The organism is Lysinibacillus boronitolerans JCM 21713 = 10a = NBRC 103108, from assembly GCF_000772935.1.
Classification (GTDB): domain Bacteria; phylum Bacillota; class Bacilli; order Bacillales_A; family Planococcaceae; genus Lysinibacillus; species Lysinibacillus boronitolerans.
In genome coordinates, this window is sequence record NZ_JPVR01000077.1 from 131,983 (window position 1) to 151,996 (window position 20,014).

Genomic DNA, 20,014 nt, shown 5'->3' on the forward strand with positions numbered 1-20,014 from the left:
ATATAATTATGGATTCTCAATACAGGTATTGAAATACTGACATCACGCTATATTATTAAACAACAGATATTCATATATTTACGGTAAGCTTCAATATAATTTTTTAAAAGTCAAAAAGACAATGGTAAATCATTCTTACCATTGTCTTTTTCTCATTAGAATGCTTCCATATCCTCAATTTCCTAATTCCTTATAATCATTAGCAATTATAAGTGATAACTCTTCTCTACTTGGGTTTTCAATATCCACGACTCTTTTAGCATGGTTCATAATCAGCTCATCGTAAATATTTCGAACCAAGCGACCATTGGCAAAATTCCCGTCTTTCCTTTCAACTAACTCTTGTAATACCGGTCTAATTTTCTTTTTAGCATCTTCATTTAAGATATATTCATTTCTATTGCACATCATCAATAGAATTTCTTCTAATTCATCTGCTGTATAATCTTCGAACTCGATGAACGTGTTAAAACGAGATTTAAGCCCCGCATTCGAATCAAAAAATTTATTCATTGGTTCTGTATAACCAGCTACTATTACAACCAAATCATCTCGATAATCTTCTAGTGCTTTTGTCAGTTCAGTCAAACACTCTCGACCATAAGAATCGCTATGGTCATTTTCGGTAATGCTGTAAGCCTCATCAATGAACAACACACCGCCTTTTGCTTTTTCAATAACCTTTTTCACTTTCAGAGCTGTCTGACCTTGATAACCCGCTATCAAGTCCGTTCTGGACACCTCAATGAAATGCCCTTTCGAGAGTAATCCTATCTGTTTATAAATTCTTCCTACAATTCTAGCCACAGTAGTTTTCCCTGTTCCGGGTTTACCCATAAAGGCGAGATGAAGAGTGTTTTTAGTAGATGTTAACCCTTTGGCTTTACGCATCTGCTGTACCTTTTGATAAGCGATAAGATCATTTACTTTTATTTTCACATTATTCAGACCTATTAGTTCATTTAATTCAGATAACAATTCAGGCAAAGTCCTATTGTCTTCAACTATTAAATCCTTATTACAAATATTCAAGACTGTAATATAACCATAATACTTAATTAAGCTATCCTTTAATGCTTTTGCCAACAATTGAACTTCTTGAATGTGTTTTTTCAAATCAACAACATCGGATATCTTTTTAAGTAATGTGATTGTCGCTATTTGGTCTTGATTTTCGACAATTGCTATAGCATACTTCGTTATTTCTCCATGTTCTCCTACCAATGCATCTAATTTCGAAGCTAAATCTAAAAAAGCATTTTCGTATTTATTTCCCATTATAGAATCCCCAATATATTCAACACAAATTGAATTAGTGTAATACCTATGGAACCTCCAGCTAAGACATATGCAATTTTCGTTTTCTTAAACAGAGTATTAATCTTGCTCTCGTAATTCATCTTATCTTCATTCATTTGTTGCTTAGCAACATTCAAATCTTTTCTAAGATCTTCCACCTTTTCGTTAAGTGATTTAACTTCTACCTTAGAATTTTGAGAATCCTCCCACATTTGATCAATATCTCTAAGATGGTTGTAGTTGCTAATTTCATCTTTAAATTGATTTAAGGTATCCACTTCGTGACCTTGAATTTTGATTGAATCATTAATACCTTCAATTTGCGTATTAATCGATTTAATATTTTTACTGTGAGCTTGAGCATCTTCCCACATTTCGTCAATATCTGCGAGATGGTTGTACTCTGTCATCTCTTCCTTAAATTGATTTAAGGTATCTACTTCGTGACCTTGATTTTTGATTGAAACATTAATACCTTCAATTTGCGTATTAATCGATTTAATATTTTTACTGTAAGCTTGAGCATCTTCCCACATTTGGTCAATATCTCCGAGATGGTTGTACTTTCTCATCTCATCCTTAAATTGATTTAAGGTATCCACTTCGTGACCTTGAATTTTAATTGAATCATTAATACGTTCAATTCGCGTATTAATCGATTTAATATTTTCACAGAAAGTTTGAGCATCCTCCCATAATTGATCAATATCTCTAAGATGATTGAACTTACTCAACTCTTCATTAAATTGATTCAAGTAAAATATCGTATCAGCTTGATTTTCAACGTTTTGTTTTATGCTATCAAATTCTGCATTTATTGACTTTAGCTTTTTTGCAGATTTTTGTGTATCTTTCCATACTTCATCAACACTTTCAAGATGCTCATATTTATCCAGTTTTTCCTTAAAATTCTTTAAGACTAATATTGTTTGTTTTTGCATTTCTATAGTTTTATTGATATCTTTTTGAGCATCTTTCGCTTCTTTACTTGCTTTTTCAGCAGCCTTAATCGAAATTAGTATTGCTTGTATGTATTCTTTATCTAATGCTTCCAACGCATTATACACTTCTCCAAATTCTTTAATAAACTTTGTATTTAGAGTATTAAATTTGATTAGATAATCCTGTACCTGATTTGTTAAAGCATTTAATTCTTGACCTGTTACCTTATGATCAAACCAATTAAACAATCCCCCATCAACGTCAACTTTTTTTAAAGCTAATTCATCTGGTTTCGTCATAGAAAATTGTTTTAACTGATTTTTTGCTTTTTCAAAATTATGTGTTTGAATAACTAGTTCGTTCATATTAACCCTCTAATTCGATAAGATTTTAAGTTCATCGGAAATAAAATCAAATTCATCATTATTTTTATTTTGATTATTCTCGGTATAATCACTCATAGAGTGTAAAATTTATTCCAAAAGCTCTTTAATCATTTGCTCCATCTCATCAAATGAATCCTTGTTGTCTTTTGAATTCAATGTATCCTCATTGAATATTGAATTTAAGGATTGTTCCATTTCTCGTTTTGCTAATTCATGTCTTTTGGCTATTGAACTAGACACGTTTTTTTTGGTATTAGCAAGTTTCTCACTATTCAATTCTATTAGTAGGGATTGCGTATTCAAAACTTCATTCCCTTTTTCGATTTGTTGACCTACATTATAAGTTATCTGCTTTTTTTCAATAGCTTTATCAATTAAGTTTATAGCTATTGCCCCAATAATCCCTGCAGTTAAACCGCCTGCAAACAATCCTATCAAACTTGCTAGACTCCCTAATAGGGGGATTTCAACTGCAAGAAACGGAATTGCCATTAAACCTTTTTCAATTGCTTCCCCTAACAGTATTGCACTAACAGCACTTAATCCTGCCATTACAATTTTTCCTGTTTCAAGCAAACGGATACCAATAGGTTTGTCTTTATTCTCAGGCTTATTTAGATAATTAATAGCTTCTTTTATTGATTTCCATCCTTGCTTTAACAAAGTCCATACTTTTTTTATAGTCGCTACGATCGGACCATATATAGCTGTAAAAATAGTCGTTAGGACTGAATTTCCAGCATTCTTCAAATGGGTTTTTAATTTACTTATAAATGAACTAATTGCCTCTTTAATGTGGTCAATTAGCGTATTCATATTTTTCTGAGCAGATTTTAACCATTTAATCAGTTTGCCAATTACTTCTTTAAGGAACTCGGTAAACATTAGCATAACAGCAGTACGAAGAGCCTTTCCTGTTATTCTAAAGGCTTCTTCCTTACGTGATTGCTTTCCTGTCTCTATAGATTTTTGAATTCCTTCTTGCTTCTTTTTCTCATATTCTTCACGAGCAACGCGATCTTGTTCTCTCAACTCTTCTTCATTGATGTCAAATCGTTCAGTAGGCTTTTTACCATCACGTTCACTATCTAACCAATCATTCATGCTACTATCACCTTTCGATTGATTAGCTGAAGAATCTAAGTCATTAAGGTTTTTCTCACTATTAGCAAAAGCCACTTGTTCATCTCTACTTAAATGTGCATTTGCTTCTGGATCACGATTGATTTCACCTGCCGAGACTGTATGATCTTTATTAACACTAGTGGAACCTTTATCTCTTCCTTTATCAAAATCATCTCGCGCATCTTTGTTTAATACCTTTTTATCCTTGCCAGTTCTACTATCTTTTCTTGTTTTAATTTCACCATTATCATCTTTTTGAAACCTTCCTTGATAATCGTCGTAACGTTGCTGATAATCGATTTTAGTATTATGTTTTGCTATTTTACCTTTTTCAAAATTTTCAGTGGTCTGAATATGAGCTTCTTTCCTTAAATCTAATGTAAGACCTCTATTTTCTTTAATAAAGTCCTCCCCTGCTTTAGCAGCAATTTGATTAGTAAACTGTTCCCAAACCACATTCATTATTGTATTTCCTAAATTGTCGACATTCCCGAATTTTTCTTTTTCTTCCTTTAATAAATCTAAATCTGAAAGTTGGATATCTAATTCGCTTTGTAATTTATTTTCTAGTTCATCAAAGTCGAACGAATCTTCAACTTCAATATCTGTAATCTTCAAACTTGCATTTTCTTTTGACATTTGCCACCTCAGAGTTATGAATACATATATAAATAGTTTAACTGAAATTCACTTCAAACTCTATTTCAATTATTTGGTAAGTAATTTTTTACCTATAATTAGAGTTACATGACGATGGTTTATACACCTATTGCATTTACTAGCTAATCCCAGCATGTAAAAAGGTAAAGCAATGGCATTCGACTTGTGTGATATTAATTTTGTTGAGAATGAATTGTGGATTAATAAAGCCATTTCTAAGAACGGTATCACAGTGAACAATCCGTAATCTTCCAAAATCCATTAGTAAATTATGTCTAGCAGCAAAGCGACTATTCGAATTAATTGAATGCTACTATTATATATCCCTTATGATGCAGTTCACCTTAGAAATTTAAGAGGCAAAAAAAGACAGGATAAATATTTTCCTGTCTTTTTTAGTTTATTCAAAGAAGAATTTGAATAATACTGTTAGATAATTAGACTTCCTAAAGCCACCTGAAATATATTTACTAATGTGATCTATTAATTGTATCTATTATTTCCTTAAATTCATCCTCATACATTTCTTTAAATGATCTGCCTACTTTATCACTCAACAACTTGATGAAGTCATCCATTGAAGGTATTACAGAATTTAACTTTCGCATATCTACCGCTAGATTGACCATTAACTCTGGGGAAAGCCCTGCTTCATTAATACTTTGCTCTAGTTCTACTTTTTTATCTCTCCAATGAGTAATATATTTTAATCTATCTATAACATCATAAATTTTCGCTTCAAAGCCATCATACCTATTTTTTTCAGCATAGTATTCTACATCATATCTATTAACAATAATAAAAAATAACTTTTCTAGATAATCTTTATCTTGCATTAAATGCATAACTTCATACATGCAATTTAATGACTTGATATAGGCACTACTCACCACTGAAATAACAAAATCATGTTCCTTAATAGTCTTCATAAATTCGTCCAAACTATCTCTGTATGCTGTAACATTTATATCACGAGTTATTTTAATGTTTTTATGTTTTTTCAATTCTTCTTCTAAAATATTCACTAGATCACTATCTTTGTGTGCATACGAAATAAAAACTTTTTTTATGGCCATCTCTTCTAAATCACCATCTTTATTAATTTTATAAGGTATATTATTTACTTTTACTAACTCATCTGATTTATCAATTGAAATGTAAAAGAGATTACTACCTTTAAATGTGAAATGATTATACTTAATTTTCACCGCACCATCTAATAAATCTAGAATATTGCCTATATTAAGCTTAAATGCGAATTTTTTAATGCTTAATGTCATGCCATCATCTTTTATACCTAAAATAATATCTCCACCATTACTGTTCGAGTATGCAGCAATAAATTTAGCAATTTCTTCAGGACTCGCAATTGGGTGTATATATGTTGTATTCTTTCTATAATTTGTAATTATTTTGTTTTTTATATCATTGTTTGTTCTAAACACTAAAAATTACCTCGCTCATATCTTGGTTAATGGAATTTTAGATATACCTGTTGTTTTAAGCAAATCACCTAGAGTAACCATTCTTTGTTTTTCTCCGTCATCCGTCCACAATTGATAGGCGTAATCATCTAAAGCCTCTAATTCTTCATCATAATAAAAAATTATTTTTTGATAATCACTTGGACGAATAACAATTCTAATGTCATCTTTCTTATACTTAGCTGGAAATACGGTATCAGAATACTTTTCATTCATCCATTCTTCTAAAGTTGCTGGAAGTGTATAGTCTTTAAGACCACTCAAATAATTAAAAATATTTTCTGTACTTCTTAATATTAAATTCTCAACATAGCGTCTCATCTCTTCTGTTGAGGTAACAATATGTTTTAACTGTTCGATTATATCTTCTCTACTCAGTTCGGAGTTGTTAATAATTTCTAACACCTTGTCTCGATTACTAATAATTTCATCTAAATCTTCATATTTAATATTATTCTCTTCTATTTTTTCTGCTATTTTATATCTTCTAAGATTTTCTTCTGGAGAAGATAGCATCATTCTCTTTGAATATAAAGTTTCAAACCACTCTTTTGATTTTTCTGGATTTGCTAGGAACCAATTAGTTAGTCTATTAAATATCTTTTGTGTATCTTCTTTTCTTTCCTCCCTATCAATAGCTTCTTTGCTTAACAGTTGTGATACTTTTATATCTATTTGATCGGAACATAATTCATTATTCTTAATTCTATCTGGATGTTCTTCAAAATATTGATAGAATGAAGTAATGTCTTGGTTTAATAACTGTTTTTTAATTTTACCCCCCAATAATGTTAAAATCTCTTTTAATTCAATTTCAATATTGTTATCGAAATGTATATTACCAAATTGTACGAAATCATTGATCTGATTCGGTACAAATGCAGATTCTACAACTTCTTCAACTCCTGCATCACTAATCCAAAGAGAATAAAATGTATTTAACCAATCTGAGCATAAAGTACCTTTTTCTAAACAGTCGACTAATGTTTCAATATTTAGATCTTTAAGAACATTATTCATCCAAGAGAAATCAACATTCCCTCCAAAAACCGCAGCCCAACCTAAGTATGTATCTCTTGTCGGTATCTTTAACCCTTTATGCTTAGATAAAATATCCCAAAATAAATTATTAAGTGTATTCTTTTTGGTCTTTGGTATACTTATCTTTACCTTACCTTCATTATCTTTATATGCTAATCGCTCTGAACCCTGAATAGGGACAATTGCACTCTTCTCAATATATTCTTTAATTTCTTTATAGCTATATGTTTGAATAGTTGATGTGACATTGGGTTTTAGTATACAAATATTAAATTCATTTCTAGTCATATTGCTATTGGAACAATAATCTATTAATTCCTTATATAAAGAGACAGCTACCTTTATTAATTCTTTATTTACCGGATTACTATCCCGAATGGCATTTCTATCTCTTTCTACTTCAAATAATTTCGAATTAATAATTATAGGAAAACTAAATTCTTCAGTTCCTAATAGCGGAAATTCACAGAAGACTTTTGGCATAATACTAGGTATTGCTAAGAAATATAACTTATTGTCTTTACGCTCAATTGCGCATCCAATAGTTACATTTTTTTCATTTAATATTAGTAACTCTTTATTATTATCAGAAGCATCAATTCGAACAACTTTTAGCTTGTCATTTTTTTTTGAAATATCTTCTTTACCCTTCTTGTAACAATTCCCATTGTAAGTAATAGAGTTTATATTCTCATTAAAAGCTAATACATATGGGATAGACTCTTTTAAATCAACTATCCCTTCCTCTACTGCTTCTCTTATGTTTTCATCTTCTATTGAATAAATGAATTTTGTATCCTCATACGTGGCTTGTAATGCCTCTTGACTTTTGGTTAATAGTTCTAGTTGTTCTAACATTATTTTTGTTTTATTCTTAATATCGCTATAATTTTCTCCAGATCTATCAACGGTGAACTCTAGTTTTTTATACTTATTATCTTCTTGAACAAAAGACCCTTGAATTTGTACAACATCTGACAATAAATGGGTTGACATAAAACCAGTTCCAAACTTCCCTGTTTTCTTTTCTTCTGAACTTTGTTTAGAAGAAATTTGAGTGATTAAATCTAATAAATTTCCATAGGAAAACGGTAGCCCATTATGGCTGAATATAATTTTCTTATTAGAATAATAAATTTTTATATCTATCTTCTTACCTTTCGGTGTACAATCAGATGCATTCTGGATGAGTTCCCATATCCATCTACGCCTAATAGTCCTTTTTTCTATTTCTGATGACTCTTTTATCTTTTTCAATTCATCCCAAATTGTATTAGAACTCGCATCTAAAACTTTATTTAATAATACTACTTCATTAGACATAGTGATAATCAAACCCCTTTTCCCTGTACTTTACAAAATTACCAAGTTCTGCGCATTTTTCTCCATAGCTATGACACTGCAATTTAATTAAGCAAAGAAATAAAAAATACAATGATTCTTATTAAAATCCGCCTATTTATTTCCATTGTAAAGGTTTGCAAGTCAGTTCATAAAATAGTTATTTAGTGTAGTGAGTATTTTCTCTAGATGTTTTCATCCCCAGAAATTTCTAAATACCCACTTCTTTAAATATACCTTTTTACCCTAATAAAAAATACTAATCTTGTGTTTAACCATCAAAAAACAGACAGAATACAAATTTTCTGTCTGTTTTATTTAATTTAAAGTGCTTAAATGCTAGTAATTCTAAAATGCCCTTAACCACCTATTAAACTATTGAATTAGCTCTATCTAATGAATTTAATTTTTCTTGTATGTTTCAATAGTACACCCCATACTAAAGTCCCTAAATTCACTAGAAACCCTTTTTGATTAAATCAAGGAGTACATCAGCTTGCTTCTGAAACTCATTTATTTTTTCTTCCCTAATCCTTTTTCGGTCTTCCATAATTGTATTCATTGATTTACTTTGATCTATACTTCTAGGCCACTGATTAATATTAACTATCTTCTTGTACATCCCTACACATCACTTTCTAAAAAAAGTCTCACAGTTCTTAGGGATAACAAAAGCAGTGAACTCCTTACCCATTCCTTCATTCGGTTGATCCTTAATTGCTTGTATAAATGATGGGTTAGAAAAGCCAAGAGGTACCGCAGACTTTCCCGTATATTCAGCAAGTTGCTGGTTTATATATTTCCCCTTACTTCTTCCGCAGCTGCAAATTTTTTCTGACAGGTCTAGATTAAATATATCATTACATTCAAGGCACATAAGAAGCTTCATTTGCATCCCTCAATCTCTATTAGTATTCTTTTCCTTATCAATCATTTCCTGAATATATGTTATTACTTCGGGGTCGTTCCTGTACTTTGTTATTTTTTCAGTAATTAGCTTGTTTTCAAACATGCCCCTTAACAGCTTATAGTTGTCAGCTTTCCTTTTTAAATTATAAAAGTCATCCAGTATTAGCTTTGCAAGTAGCGTTACAATAAACTCTTCTTCTAGAACTCCTTCAAGCCTTAGCCAAGCATCTTCGGTAAGATATATCTGAGACTTTTCAGTAAGCATTTTTCCGAGTATTAACTTCATCGATTCAATTTCATATTTATAAAGTCGTTCTTTAATCTCTGGATTTTTCCTTAAAAATTTTTCAATGCTAAATGCTACTGTTTTTAAATGGAAGTCTTGCTTTTCGGTCAGCAAAACCGAATGATTATCAAAATAAAGAAAAGCATCTTCCATATCCAAATAACTACCTTCGCTTTCCTTCTTGTTATTTAGACCCAACATAGGAGCAATACTCTTATAGAATTCCAGAAGTTCATCTTCTATCCTAGTATTTTCCTGTTGTAATAAAAGTCTCGCTTCATTCTCCCAATCTGGAAAATAAGAGGTTAACTTTTCCACAACCTCGGTTAAAGGGATATAGGTTCTAATTTCACGTCCCGGAAACTTGATATCCATTACCATCATTCCAAATTTTCTTTCAACAATGGTTGGATGACCTTCAATTTTGCGGAAGGCTTCTAAAAAATCATGTTTTTGTGAGGGGATACTTACCCAAGTAAGAGTAATTGCCCTTAACATTTCTTCAGGGTTGTACTTCGGTCCACCTTCCTCCTTGCAAGCCATTAAAAACAAACTATCTAGTTCCTTAACTAGATTCAAATAATAGACCAAGAGCTTAACAGCTCCAATCTGTGTTGAGGAAGAGTACTTAACTAATTTTTCCTTAATCCAATTATGGAAAGTTTCTTTATCAGAGTTCTTATAAATTATCTCCATGATTTTTTCCTGATCTGCAATTGTCCATCTTTCAATCAATTCTATCTTTTCACGTTCACTTTTAGGAAAAAATCGGTTAAGTAACTGCTGTGGATCAACGCGTAACGGTAACTTTATTGGGGTTGAGAGATGAGTGTCTGCCCATTCTTTTGCTTTTATACACTGCAGATAATCTATATCTCCACTTACACTAGCAAACTTGGGAAAACGACTCTCAATAAGCATAGCAATGGCTAATATATAAAGATGGTAAGGGTATCCTTGAGTCTTAGAATCAAAAACGACAACTGAGCTTTCGCTATTCATTAAAATATCTGTTTCATTATTAGTAGATGGTGCAGCATCCCTATACATTTTAATATCTGAGTAAAGGATGAAAGTTTCTGCAAATTTCTTACTGCCTAAATCTCCACATGTTTCCCAATATCGAGAAGGCTCTTCGTGTTCTTTGGATTTAACATATACAGGGATCTGAGTGTCAAATAAATTTTTTTCTTTTAATTCTGCAAAATCATAAGCTTGCATTAATATCACTGTTTCTTTGTAAACACTTTTCCAATCTTGTTGTGAAATCTCTTCAGGAAGCACCGATAGGCGAATATATGTCCCCACTCAAAACCACATCCCTTCTCTTATAGATACAATTGAATTGAATTCTTCTCTCTCATTTATTGATATGTTTTAATATCATTGAAATAAAAAGGTTATCTCGATATTAGTAAGATAACCTCATAGTTGCATTACCAGAATTGCATGCATAGCCCATAAATCATTTAGGTTATTATTAATTCCTGTTACTCAATTCTAAAAGTTGCTCTGTTATCCTTGTTATATACTCGATGTACATCTTTCTTGGATTGCTTTACATATGATTTAATCATTGAATAATCGTTTGTGTTGACATCTTCCACTTTCTCCAGCGTTGCTCCTACACTTCCAGCCAAATACCCAGCAGCCCCCAGTATCACTCTCAGTTCCTGCATCAATTCTGAAGATAATGCTTCATGTGCATTAATTTTCATGACTTTTTCTTCATCACTTTCAACAATTGTTGCCAGATCAATTACTAATTTCCCTGAATAAATTTGCATATAGCTTGTCCCCTTTATGTTGTATTTCATTTTCATTATTAAAGAATCTATACTTTCCACTCGCTTTTACGGGTTGATTTAAAAGACACTTAATTTTCTATTACACATTTTCTTGTAACAGTTGATTTTCCTTTTCGATTCGCATTCCTGCTTTTATCAAAGCTAAGTGCAAAATATCTCGCTGCTCACATTTCTCACTGCTGGAAAAATCAAAAGTAAAATGGTCAGTCACAATTTCATACTTTGCTAGAAGAGTTATTAAATCTGTTAGAAGCTTTTCAGATATATCTGCACGGGGATCTTCATTTATTTTGGTAATTCTATGTAGCTCGACTTGAATAAATCCTAATTGCTTCGAATATTGCACACGCTCCCCTCCTTCTAAAACATTTTCTGTGGATTGACCAAGGAATTTATCGCAAATACAAGGGCATCATTAAAAGCTGTCCTATATGCTAATTTTGTTTGGATATGTACTTGATCAAAGATGTTTCCTTTAATGTCGTCGATGAACTCGATTCTTTTTGCCTCATCGTCAAACTTTCCAAATTGGGTAAGCTTCTCATCCAGATCCTTATGCAGCAATTCTGAATACATAACATACTCTTCACTAGTAATAATCTGTTCAAGCCTTTCTTCGATTAACTTGTTCACAACTTTTTGAAATCCATCAATCATAAAATATCACCCTTTATTTTATTCTAAAAATGAATAAATTCTTAATTAGAATATATCATGATATATATTGATTGTAAAATGCAATAACGATACGATTACTAATAATGATATTTAGAGGGTTGAAATATGAGTGATTTATTAATTGGAAGACTAATTAAGCAACTTAGAAAAAAAAACAATATGACAATGGTTGACTTCGCAAAAAAAATTAAAATATCCCAGCCTTCCTTATCTAAGATTGAATCAGGAAGACAAGAGGTATCGTTTTCACTTTTGGAAGCTATATGTCATGAATTTGGGATTACAAGGAGTCAATTTTTTCAAATACTTGAAAGGGATAGTATATATCACCAAACTTCTTCGGCTTTAGATTTCGAAGAATCTGTGGATGCAAACAAAGAAATTGAACATAAAATCGGAGAAATAGTTTCAAAGATGACATTTGAACAAAAAAGAGCTCTGTACATTTTTTTATTTTCCAGTAGCAAGGAGTAGTATCATCCTGTAAGTAGATATTTTAACTAAAAAGACCTAAGTCTTGGATTTTTTCTCTATCCATGATTTAGGTCTTTTCGTTTTACAAGTCAACTTATTTCATGTCGAGATTAAACTTATTCTCACATCGTTACTCGACTTTTAAGGAATCTAGAGTATCTCTATATTTATTCATGCCCTAATTCTCCTATATTCGTTTTTCCAAATGCTTTAGTAATTTTTGAAGTGAAGATTGTTGGAATAATCACATTTGTACTTCCAAAATCAAATGATATCCCCCTCTAAAGGGGGATAAATTTACTTACACATCTACAAACAAATTTTATAAAGTACTAAAGCTGCAACTTTGCTGAATAGTCCACTATTTAAATAATTCCGGTACCAAAAACTTAGTTGCAACAACCCCAGCATTTCTTAACGATATTACACCTACTGCTAAATTTACTTTTTTTATCCTATCAGCCATAAACGGATCATTAAATATTTTTTCACGGATATTTGTTATTCGCTGACTTCTATCGCCATACTTCGTCCTTTTTGAAAAGCTTTCGTCAGGAAGAACAAAGAGAACTCCGTGTTTACTGTCTGAATCCTGCTCAGCCAGTATACAATATCTCCAAACCTTATCCTCTAGTTGTTCCAATGGCTCCGTACCGGTATCTAATTCAATGTTTAGATATCTTGTTTTTTGTCCTTGATTATCAAATTCCCTTTTTAATATCCAGTCTGGACGAATAATTGTTACCCAATTACCAGTAGTTTTTTTATACTGTTGATTGTTATTAATAAATTGCGCTGCCCTAGCGTGTGCTGCTCCCTTGTTAAACATAGCTACGGGCTTACTTGTCTTCTCAATCCACATTTCATAAGGAACATGAGACGGTGATAACGAGCTATATAATTTAGTTTGACTGCAATGCTTATATTGCGGCAATGATAATCTTTGTTTAGTGGTACACATAATATTCAGAACTACCTCTTGTGTATATAAGAAATGAAGTTTGTTCTTCTTTTCTAATAGTTGATATATTTGATTCTTATTGTAATCTTCAAACAAAAGCCCATTTTCAATTAACAAATTGATTCCACAAGTACCAATTGAACAACACTTAAAACGTTCACCATCGAAACCTTCTGCAAAACTAGAAGAACGAACTAATTTAAATTCCTCCAGTCTTCTTAATCGATTTTTAAATGAGTATTCTTTAATCTCTTCTCCCAAGAACTGAGTAAAATACTTATAAAGTTGTGCCATCGTAAGCAATCGATGACGTTCTAAATATTCTAATAACAAGATTTCAGAAGTTTTAACTTCCAGCCGGGATCTCCCTTTCCCTTTAATTACACTAACATCGTCCAATCTTTTACAAACTCCCTTCAAATTTATTTTAAAAATTACTTTGATAAACAAATAGTACCTATCCCCTTTTATAGTTGTTACTGCTAAAGTCTGTTACCCCGGAATTAGTAAGCCAGAGTAACAGTGTTTTCCAAAGTAATAGAGTTTCCTCTACTTGAAAGCCTATTATTTCGGATCAATTAAACTATATTACTTAGATTAAAATCGACCTAATAAAACTAGATAGGAAATCATATCACCTTGGTATATATAGAGAATTCAGTAGAGAAAGCTCAAAATGGATTTAATCTAACTGCTTTTCATTAAGCATTATATCGGGGATTCTCTATATTTCTAGTAAACTACCATAATAAAACTGTAAGGCTAAGAATGCACAAGGTTCATAATAATTTTCAATTAAATGCTCGAAATCTCTAATTTAGATCCATTGAAATGTTTTTATATGTCAATAATTTAAGATCATAAAATCGAAGTACTTTGAACTATATTGATTGTTCCTGTATCCGTATTTGCCATCAAATGCTTATTACGGCTATTAGTAACTTTCAATGGTTACTAGATTCAGATACCGTTAATATATAGTGTTGCAAAATTGTTGATATAATGGCATTTTATATAGTTACCATCATTCGTTACCAAATCATTTTCAAACGTAAGTTCTAGCTAGAATTCTCAAAATAATCCATTTATGTGCCACTTAAATCTTAATAAACTATCATTTTTAGTTATGGTACTCGATTAAGGTAACCAGTCATGGTAACCTTTACATGAAATAGACACTATTATGGGTTACCAATATCAGTTCCTCTCAAGAATTGGCTTTCTTTATTTAATTTACGGTTGCTCTTATTGTTACAACGATAAATTCACATAATCGAATCTCTGTAAAAAACAAGATCAACCTAATCAGATTGATCTTGTTCATTGCTTCTTATCTAAACGCCGAATATTTTTTCAAATATGCCTTCATTCTCTTCTGCTGCTAAAATAGAACGAACGCTTTCCTCCGGCATTGCTAGAGGAAAAGTTATTTTTTCGATTCTGCTCTGAATTCTTCCAGCCGGATATTTACCCGACAATTCCTCTACACTCAAATTCGAGGTTAAAATGGTGACTTTTTTATTATTCATGCGCTCTTCTAAAATCTGAGTAAAAATGCTTTCTGACCAATCTGATGCTTTTTCTACACCAAAATCATCGATAATTAAAACTTCCACATTTCCGTAATAATTTAAAATATCTAATTCACGAATGCCATTCTTATTGTCAAAAGTATTTTTTAGCTCATTAAGCATATTTGCTGAAGAAATATATAACACATTTATATCAAATCGTCTGATAATGTCATTCGCAATACTCACTGACAAACGGCTTTTTCCACTACCAGTTGCTTTACTGTAAAGATACAATCCCTTTCCGTGATCATTGAATTCATGAAAATTTTCCGTAAATTCAGTTGCGACTCGTTTAGCAAACTCGGCTTTCATCCGGTTTTCCTCTACTCGATAGATATCTGTTCGAAACTCCTTTACAGTACAATCTTGAAGGTCAATTGGAATCTTTGCGAATTTAAACTTAGTTAATAATTCCTTATCTTGTCGGCATTCACAAATAGCCATTTTAACTTCACCTAGATCTTTAAATACAATATAACCTGAACCGTCACACTGTTTATAAGGACATTTGTCTGAAACCTCATCTAAGACTTCAAATGATTCCGTTCGCTTTTGCTCGATTGAACCATACTTCTCCTGAAGATTGCTTAGTATTTGCGAAAATTGATCGTTTAGTTTTTCCATTAAATTTTTCCTCCTGAATATTATCTTGCTTGTGATTTAATTTCTTCTTAAAATTATGATGCTTATCGAAAATGTAGTTTGCCACATATGCAAATGACCGAATACGGTCCCTTTCGTGTTGTGGTACAAACCCATTGAAACAATTGTCAATTAACTGAATTACTGTTTGTAAATTAATATCCAGTTGTGCAACTTGTATAATTGATAATCTATCCGAATCCGTTAAAACGTACTTGGCACTTTTCATTAAAAAATATCGAGCAATTTGATCAGCAAATGGGTCTTGGAAATAACTATCATTTGCTGACTTAGTGTCTTCCTCATCAATTTCTTTATAAATAATCTCTGTAGTATTCTCTGGTATTGCTCGCGCACCTTGATTACCCGAGGATTCAGTAATACTCATCGATGCGTCATTTTGCACATTCGATGGTTCACTTAATACCTGTTTTGATGATTCAGTAGTCTTAACTCGATCATTATAAAAATTATCAAAGTGTTCTAGTCTATAGCCCAATTCATTAAGTTCCTCAACTATTTTCACTAAATTAACCCTGTACTGCAGGGTTTTATCAAATTTATATCTTTGGTTTGGATTTCTCCTTTCAAAGACATATTTCTGGTTAACAAGCTCTTTCAAGTTTCTCCTAACTGTACTCGGACTTCCTAACATGATTTCCTGAGACAATTCTTCAGAAGATTTATAAATCCAGCCATGTCTTAAATCAGAAACTTTATTTGTAGAAATACGCTCTAACTCTTCAGCAATCAAGCCGTCTGAATCCTTTACTCGTTTTGACCAATATAGTAATTGATTTAAAGTTATTGCCATGGCACAGTTTCCTGTTAATTCTACTAGTTCCTCTTTAATTACTGCTCTTTTTAAAATGGAATTTGCCATACTTTCCCCCTTCTAATTGGAAACAAAAAGACCCCCTCCTTATTCAGATAATGAATGTTTAAACCACACATTATTAGAACCAAGTTGGGGATCTCCCTTTTTAAATTGAATTTAATTAATTTGTATTAAAACAAATTGAATTTATTTGTTTATACTTAATTATATTATTTTCGCTCCTTTCAATTTAAACTATAAAAATTATAGCCGCATTTTTTAAGATTTTAAGATATTTTTAGAAATTAATAAATATTAATTTTAAATTTTTGCTGCCAATAACTACTTTCTCTTAAACTAGACTCCATTGCTTTGTTCCATTTTCACTTCTTCTACAATATTATTGTACTTTGCAAAATCATAAGATTGCAATGGCAACTACACAATATTGAAACTTGACATGGAGCCTCTGCAGGCATGAGTATCAAGCCAGTTTGTATCAATTCTCTAAAACAAAAAAACCTCCAATCAAGGAGGTACAAAATTGTTTGATTTAAAGGTTCTTCAATTAATATAGTTAGCGAGCAGCATGATTCTGTCTATTAGCTTGTTACGCTTCTTGTTTCTTCCCTTTGTAAAATAAATTGCCAATTAAGCCAACTAAACCTCCCAAAGTAAGAATCAGAAATGGGAGTGTAAAACCCTGAGTAATTATATTGTACAGCCCACTGGAAAGTAGAAGAAGGCAGCTAATTATAACAATAAGAAATCTTATCAATTGTTCTCCCCCTTTACTCTTTGTCTAATTTTATTTTACTGCATGGTAAGTGAACTACTTGATTGGAACATTGACTTTCCAAAGAAGATAATTTTTTAATACTTCTTAGAGAAAACATTCTTGGCAAGAAGAGTAGAGTAAATAATACTAGTATTATCATTTGTTTCGCTTTATAACAATTAGAATAATCACTGCAAAAATAACGGTGTAGAGTTGATATGTACTATTATTTTTTTCAAACACCTTTTATTAGGCTTATGTTTAAACATATGTTAATAAATAATCCACCCTGCTACACTGTGAATGGTTAGGGTGGATTACTTTGCTCTAATCCACAATGGCACTGCCATTTGGATAGTAAAGGATTATGTCCTTTATCTTCCTTATTTTAACATATTTATCAACGTTTTCACCAGAGAATTGGTTGCCGGCATTATTTAACACATTATTTAACTATGCTGAACAATTTTTTGACTATCTTTTATTCTTCCGTTCACTATGTTGCTCAAATATTAATGTTTATAATGGTAACTAACGATGGTATAGAATAATTTTCATAACACATTAAATAATGAAATTAGTATTTACTTCTAGCAATTTGACTTTGATATTTCATTTTTCAATCATTAGATTTACTTGAGAAAATAATCGTTTTTGTATTCTCAGGAGTTAATAAAACTGGCCACCAAAAAGCAGCACCTCTCCATTTATTTTCTCCTTCTTCTCCGTTTTGTCGAGTTAGTATCAATGCAGGAATATTTTTGGCTACACTTCTTGCTTCTTTGAGTTCACCTTTTGCTCCCTTAGAACTTACAGGCGAGTCTTCATATCTACCATCTTCACGAATACGTCCAATGTTACGATCTTTTCTAACAATACACCAAACATGTCCAGCATGATTGCTATCAGTGTTTAACGCCAAATATTCCATACTTGAAATAAATGAAACTTCATCCCATGATTCGCCTACTGCATCATCATGTGTGCTTTTAATTAGGTTTATTATATTTGTAGCTTTTTCCAAGTCTAGTAAAAACGGTTCTTCACTTCCACCGCTTTCCTCATCAATTAGCTTGTCAATTTGATCTACTATACTTGATATATACGTTTTGTAACCAGTTTGGAAACCTATCGGCAATAATCGTTTAAATGGTTTTAATGTAGTTGTCTTTGATAACAACAATTTATTTGGTGAACAAGGTATAATTTGATTTTTTGCATCCTTTTGAATAAATACAACACCGTTATCTTGACTTCCCTTTTCGAAAGCTTCTCGTAGTGCTGAATCGAATTCTTGCATTTTTTTCATTACTTCGTAGATTCGTAGTGTTGTATAAAATCTTGTAACTGCTAAATCTTCAATTGGGCGGTAACCGAACATTCGAGAATGTTGCAACACTGTATCTTGTTGGAATTTATTCGGATTACGTCCATAATAAAATCCAATTAAGTTTCCAATTGTTATCCCTCTATCTAAGATTTGTCCACCAATGAAAATATTAAGAGGTGTACGTAGTTTTAATTGACCTGTTTCATCTAATAACTGACTAACATCTTTTTCTGAATTTACTTTCGTAATCATTAAATAATCTTTCTGTAGCGCCTTAGTAACTTCATATTTTACATCCTCAAATGAAGGCATATAACAGTCTAGTACATTCATAGAGTCCTCGAAGTTTTTGTATGATTCTAACACTAAATCGCTTAATAGAACAGGATCTGAATCTACAGCTGCTCTGAGTAATTCCTTAATTTCATTTACAATGGTTTCTTGCCATTCGTGCGCGGCTTTTCCTTGCTCTGTATGTACAATGAAGCTATATTTTTTTAATCGTTCACCCTTACTTTGTTCCTGTATCCTTCTAATCACTCCACCTACAATAAAGTTAACAATGGCACTTCGAAGGGACATAATTTTATGGCTTGTTAATGCTTCTTCTATTTTAAATTTACGGCGATCAGATTTTTTCAATACGACTAGTTCATCTTCTAAAATTGGTTGATATATATACGACGCAATGGAGTCCTCATCTTCGCTTTCTTCAAAATAATAATCTCCCCCGATATATCCTTTATGAACAGGAACTAGTTCTGTAAATGCTGGGAGAATTGGTGTAAAGGTTTTAGTAGAGCCTTCAATTTTTAAATCCTCCGGTTGAAGATACAGAGAGTATGGAGTAGCTGTTACTTGAAGGAAATCACATTGAGATAAGTTTTTTCGGATTTCATCAATTTGTCCAGCAATTACATTAATTTCAATGATTTCTTGTTTAGTCTTTGAAAAACCGATACTAGCAAAATCTGCTTCATCATCAATGATTAAAACTCTTTTCTCGGCTAAAGATGGATATTGCTCAAATAGAGCATAAATTAGCCTTTTTAAATTGTTTGTTTCTTTTTTAACTACTAAAAGTAGTTTTTGATCTAATTCCCATTGGCTTAAATTATCCGGTAAATTCATAATGTCATGAATTTGAATTTCATCGTTTCGATAAAACTCTTCAAATTCGGACTTTAAACGTTCGTATGTTTGCTGTGCTAATGCTCTTGTCCCTTTAGTTAATACAATTGTAGCGTCATACCCATTATCAAATGATAAAGCAGTAATACCGATAAATGTTCTTGTTTTACCACTTTGAATTTTCCCAAGTAACATTCCCGGTCTATTTAAACTCGTATTCTTATCTAAAAGATTGATAACGGTTTTCTCGATACATTTCTTTGTTTGTTCATCATATTGATTCTTCCTCGATAAACCGCTGTAAAAGTAGCCTGTTGTGTTCAGGGTTTTCGTTTCCACTTTAATTCC

The 20,014-nt window shown here is 31.6% G+C and carries 15 protein-coding genes; 1 reads left to right on the forward strand and 14 read right to left on the reverse strand.

Annotated features, from left to right (window positions below; genetic code table 11):
• Positions 1–174: 174 nt before the first annotated feature.
• The 10 genes from CD31_RS15035 to CD31_RS15080 form a co-directional block, all read right to left on the reverse strand.
• The gene (locus CD31_RS15035) at positions 175–1,278 is read right to left on the reverse strand and encodes an AAA family ATPase (protein ID WP_036078731.1); all 1,104 of its coding nucleotides are present in this window, start codon (positions 1,276–1,278) and stop codon (positions 175–177) included.
• On the reverse strand, positions 1,278–2,606 hold the full coding sequence (locus CD31_RS22735) for a coiled-coil domain-containing protein (RefSeq protein WP_052125386.1): 1,329 nt from the start codon (positions 2,604–2,606) through the stop codon (positions 1,278–1,280). Before CD31_RS22735 ends, CD31_RS15035 begins: the two co-directional genes overlap by 1 nt.
• 108 nt (positions 2,607–2,714) lie before the next feature.
• Positions 2,715–4,391 carry an AI-2E family transporter gene (locus CD31_RS15045; RefSeq protein ID WP_036078733.1) on the reverse strand — a complete coding sequence of 559 codons (1,677 nt, stop codon included), beginning with the start codon at positions 4,389–4,391 and terminating at the stop codon, positions 2,715–2,717.
• A gap of 491 nt (positions 4,392–4,882) precedes the next feature.
• Entirely contained in the window at positions 4,883–5,857 is a 975-nt protein-coding gene (locus CD31_RS15050) for a TIR domain-containing protein (RefSeq protein ID WP_036078736.1), read from the reverse strand.
• Between the two features lie 15 nt (positions 5,858–5,872).
• Entirely contained in the window at positions 5,873–8,260 is a 2,388-nt protein-coding gene (locus CD31_RS15055; RefSeq protein WP_036078738.1) for a sacsin N-terminal ATP-binding-like domain-containing protein, read from the reverse strand.
• Between the two features lie 649 nt (positions 8,261–8,909).
• Positions 8,910–9,167, reverse strand: coding sequence for a hypothetical protein (locus CD31_RS15060; RefSeq protein ID WP_036078873.1), 258 nt, complete (start codon positions 9,165–9,167; stop codon positions 8,910–8,912).
• A gap of 9 nt (positions 9,168–9,176) precedes the next feature.
• Entirely contained in the window at positions 9,177–10,781 is a 1,605-nt protein-coding gene (locus CD31_RS15065) for a hypothetical protein (protein WP_036078740.1), read from the reverse strand.
• A gap of 182 nt (positions 10,782–10,963) precedes the next feature.
• The gene (locus tag CD31_RS15070) at positions 10,964–11,260 is read right to left on the reverse strand and encodes a hypothetical protein (protein WP_036078743.1); all 297 of its coding nucleotides are present in this window, start codon (positions 11,258–11,260) and stop codon (positions 10,964–10,966) included.
• A 100-nt stretch (positions 11,261–11,360) separates the two neighbouring features.
• Positions 11,361–11,627, reverse strand: coding sequence for a hypothetical protein (locus CD31_RS15075; RefSeq protein ID WP_036078745.1), 267 nt, complete (start codon positions 11,625–11,627; stop codon positions 11,361–11,363).
• Between the two features lie 14 nt (positions 11,628–11,641).
• The gene (locus CD31_RS15080; protein WP_036078748.1) at positions 11,642–11,938 is read right to left on the reverse strand and encodes a hypothetical protein; all 297 of its coding nucleotides are present in this window, start codon (positions 11,936–11,938) and stop codon (positions 11,642–11,644) included.
• Between the two features lie 126 nt (positions 11,939–12,064).
• On the opposite strand from CD31_RS15080, the gene CD31_RS15085 reads away from it, so the two are divergent.
• Positions 12,065–12,433, forward strand: a complete 369-nt coding sequence (locus CD31_RS15085) for a helix-turn-helix domain-containing protein (protein WP_036078750.1) — start codon at positions 12,065–12,067, stop codon at positions 12,431–12,433.
• Between the two features lie 361 nt (positions 12,434–12,794).
• Here CD31_RS15085 and CD31_RS15090 read toward each other — a convergent pair whose 3' ends face one another.
• The 4 genes from CD31_RS15090 to CD31_RS15105 all read right to left on the reverse strand — a co-directional run bounded on the left by CD31_RS15090 (position 12,795) and on the right by CD31_RS15105 (position 20,005).
• Complete coding sequence (locus CD31_RS15090; protein WP_036078752.1) at positions 12,795–13,844, reverse strand: replication-relaxation family protein; 1,050 nt, start codon at positions 13,842–13,844, stop codon at positions 12,795–12,797.
• 884 nt (positions 13,845–14,728) lie between these two features.
• Complete coding sequence (locus CD31_RS15095; protein ID WP_052125387.1) at positions 14,729–15,592, reverse strand: ATP-binding protein; 864 nt, start codon at positions 15,590–15,592, stop codon at positions 14,729–14,731.
• A complete protein-coding gene (locus CD31_RS15100) occupies positions 15,501–16,493 on the reverse strand; it encodes a helix-turn-helix domain-containing protein (protein WP_036078753.1) in 993 nt (330 codons plus the stop codon). The genes CD31_RS15095 and CD31_RS15100 overlap by 92 nt, the downstream gene beginning before the upstream one ends.
• A 1,331-nt stretch (positions 16,494–17,824) precedes the next feature.
• Positions 17,825–20,005 carry a Z1 domain-containing protein gene (locus CD31_RS15105; RefSeq protein WP_244905035.1) on the reverse strand — a complete coding sequence of 727 codons (2,181 nt, stop codon included), beginning with the start codon at positions 20,003–20,005 and terminating at the stop codon, positions 17,825–17,827.
• Positions 20,006–20,014: the final 9 nt, after the last annotated feature.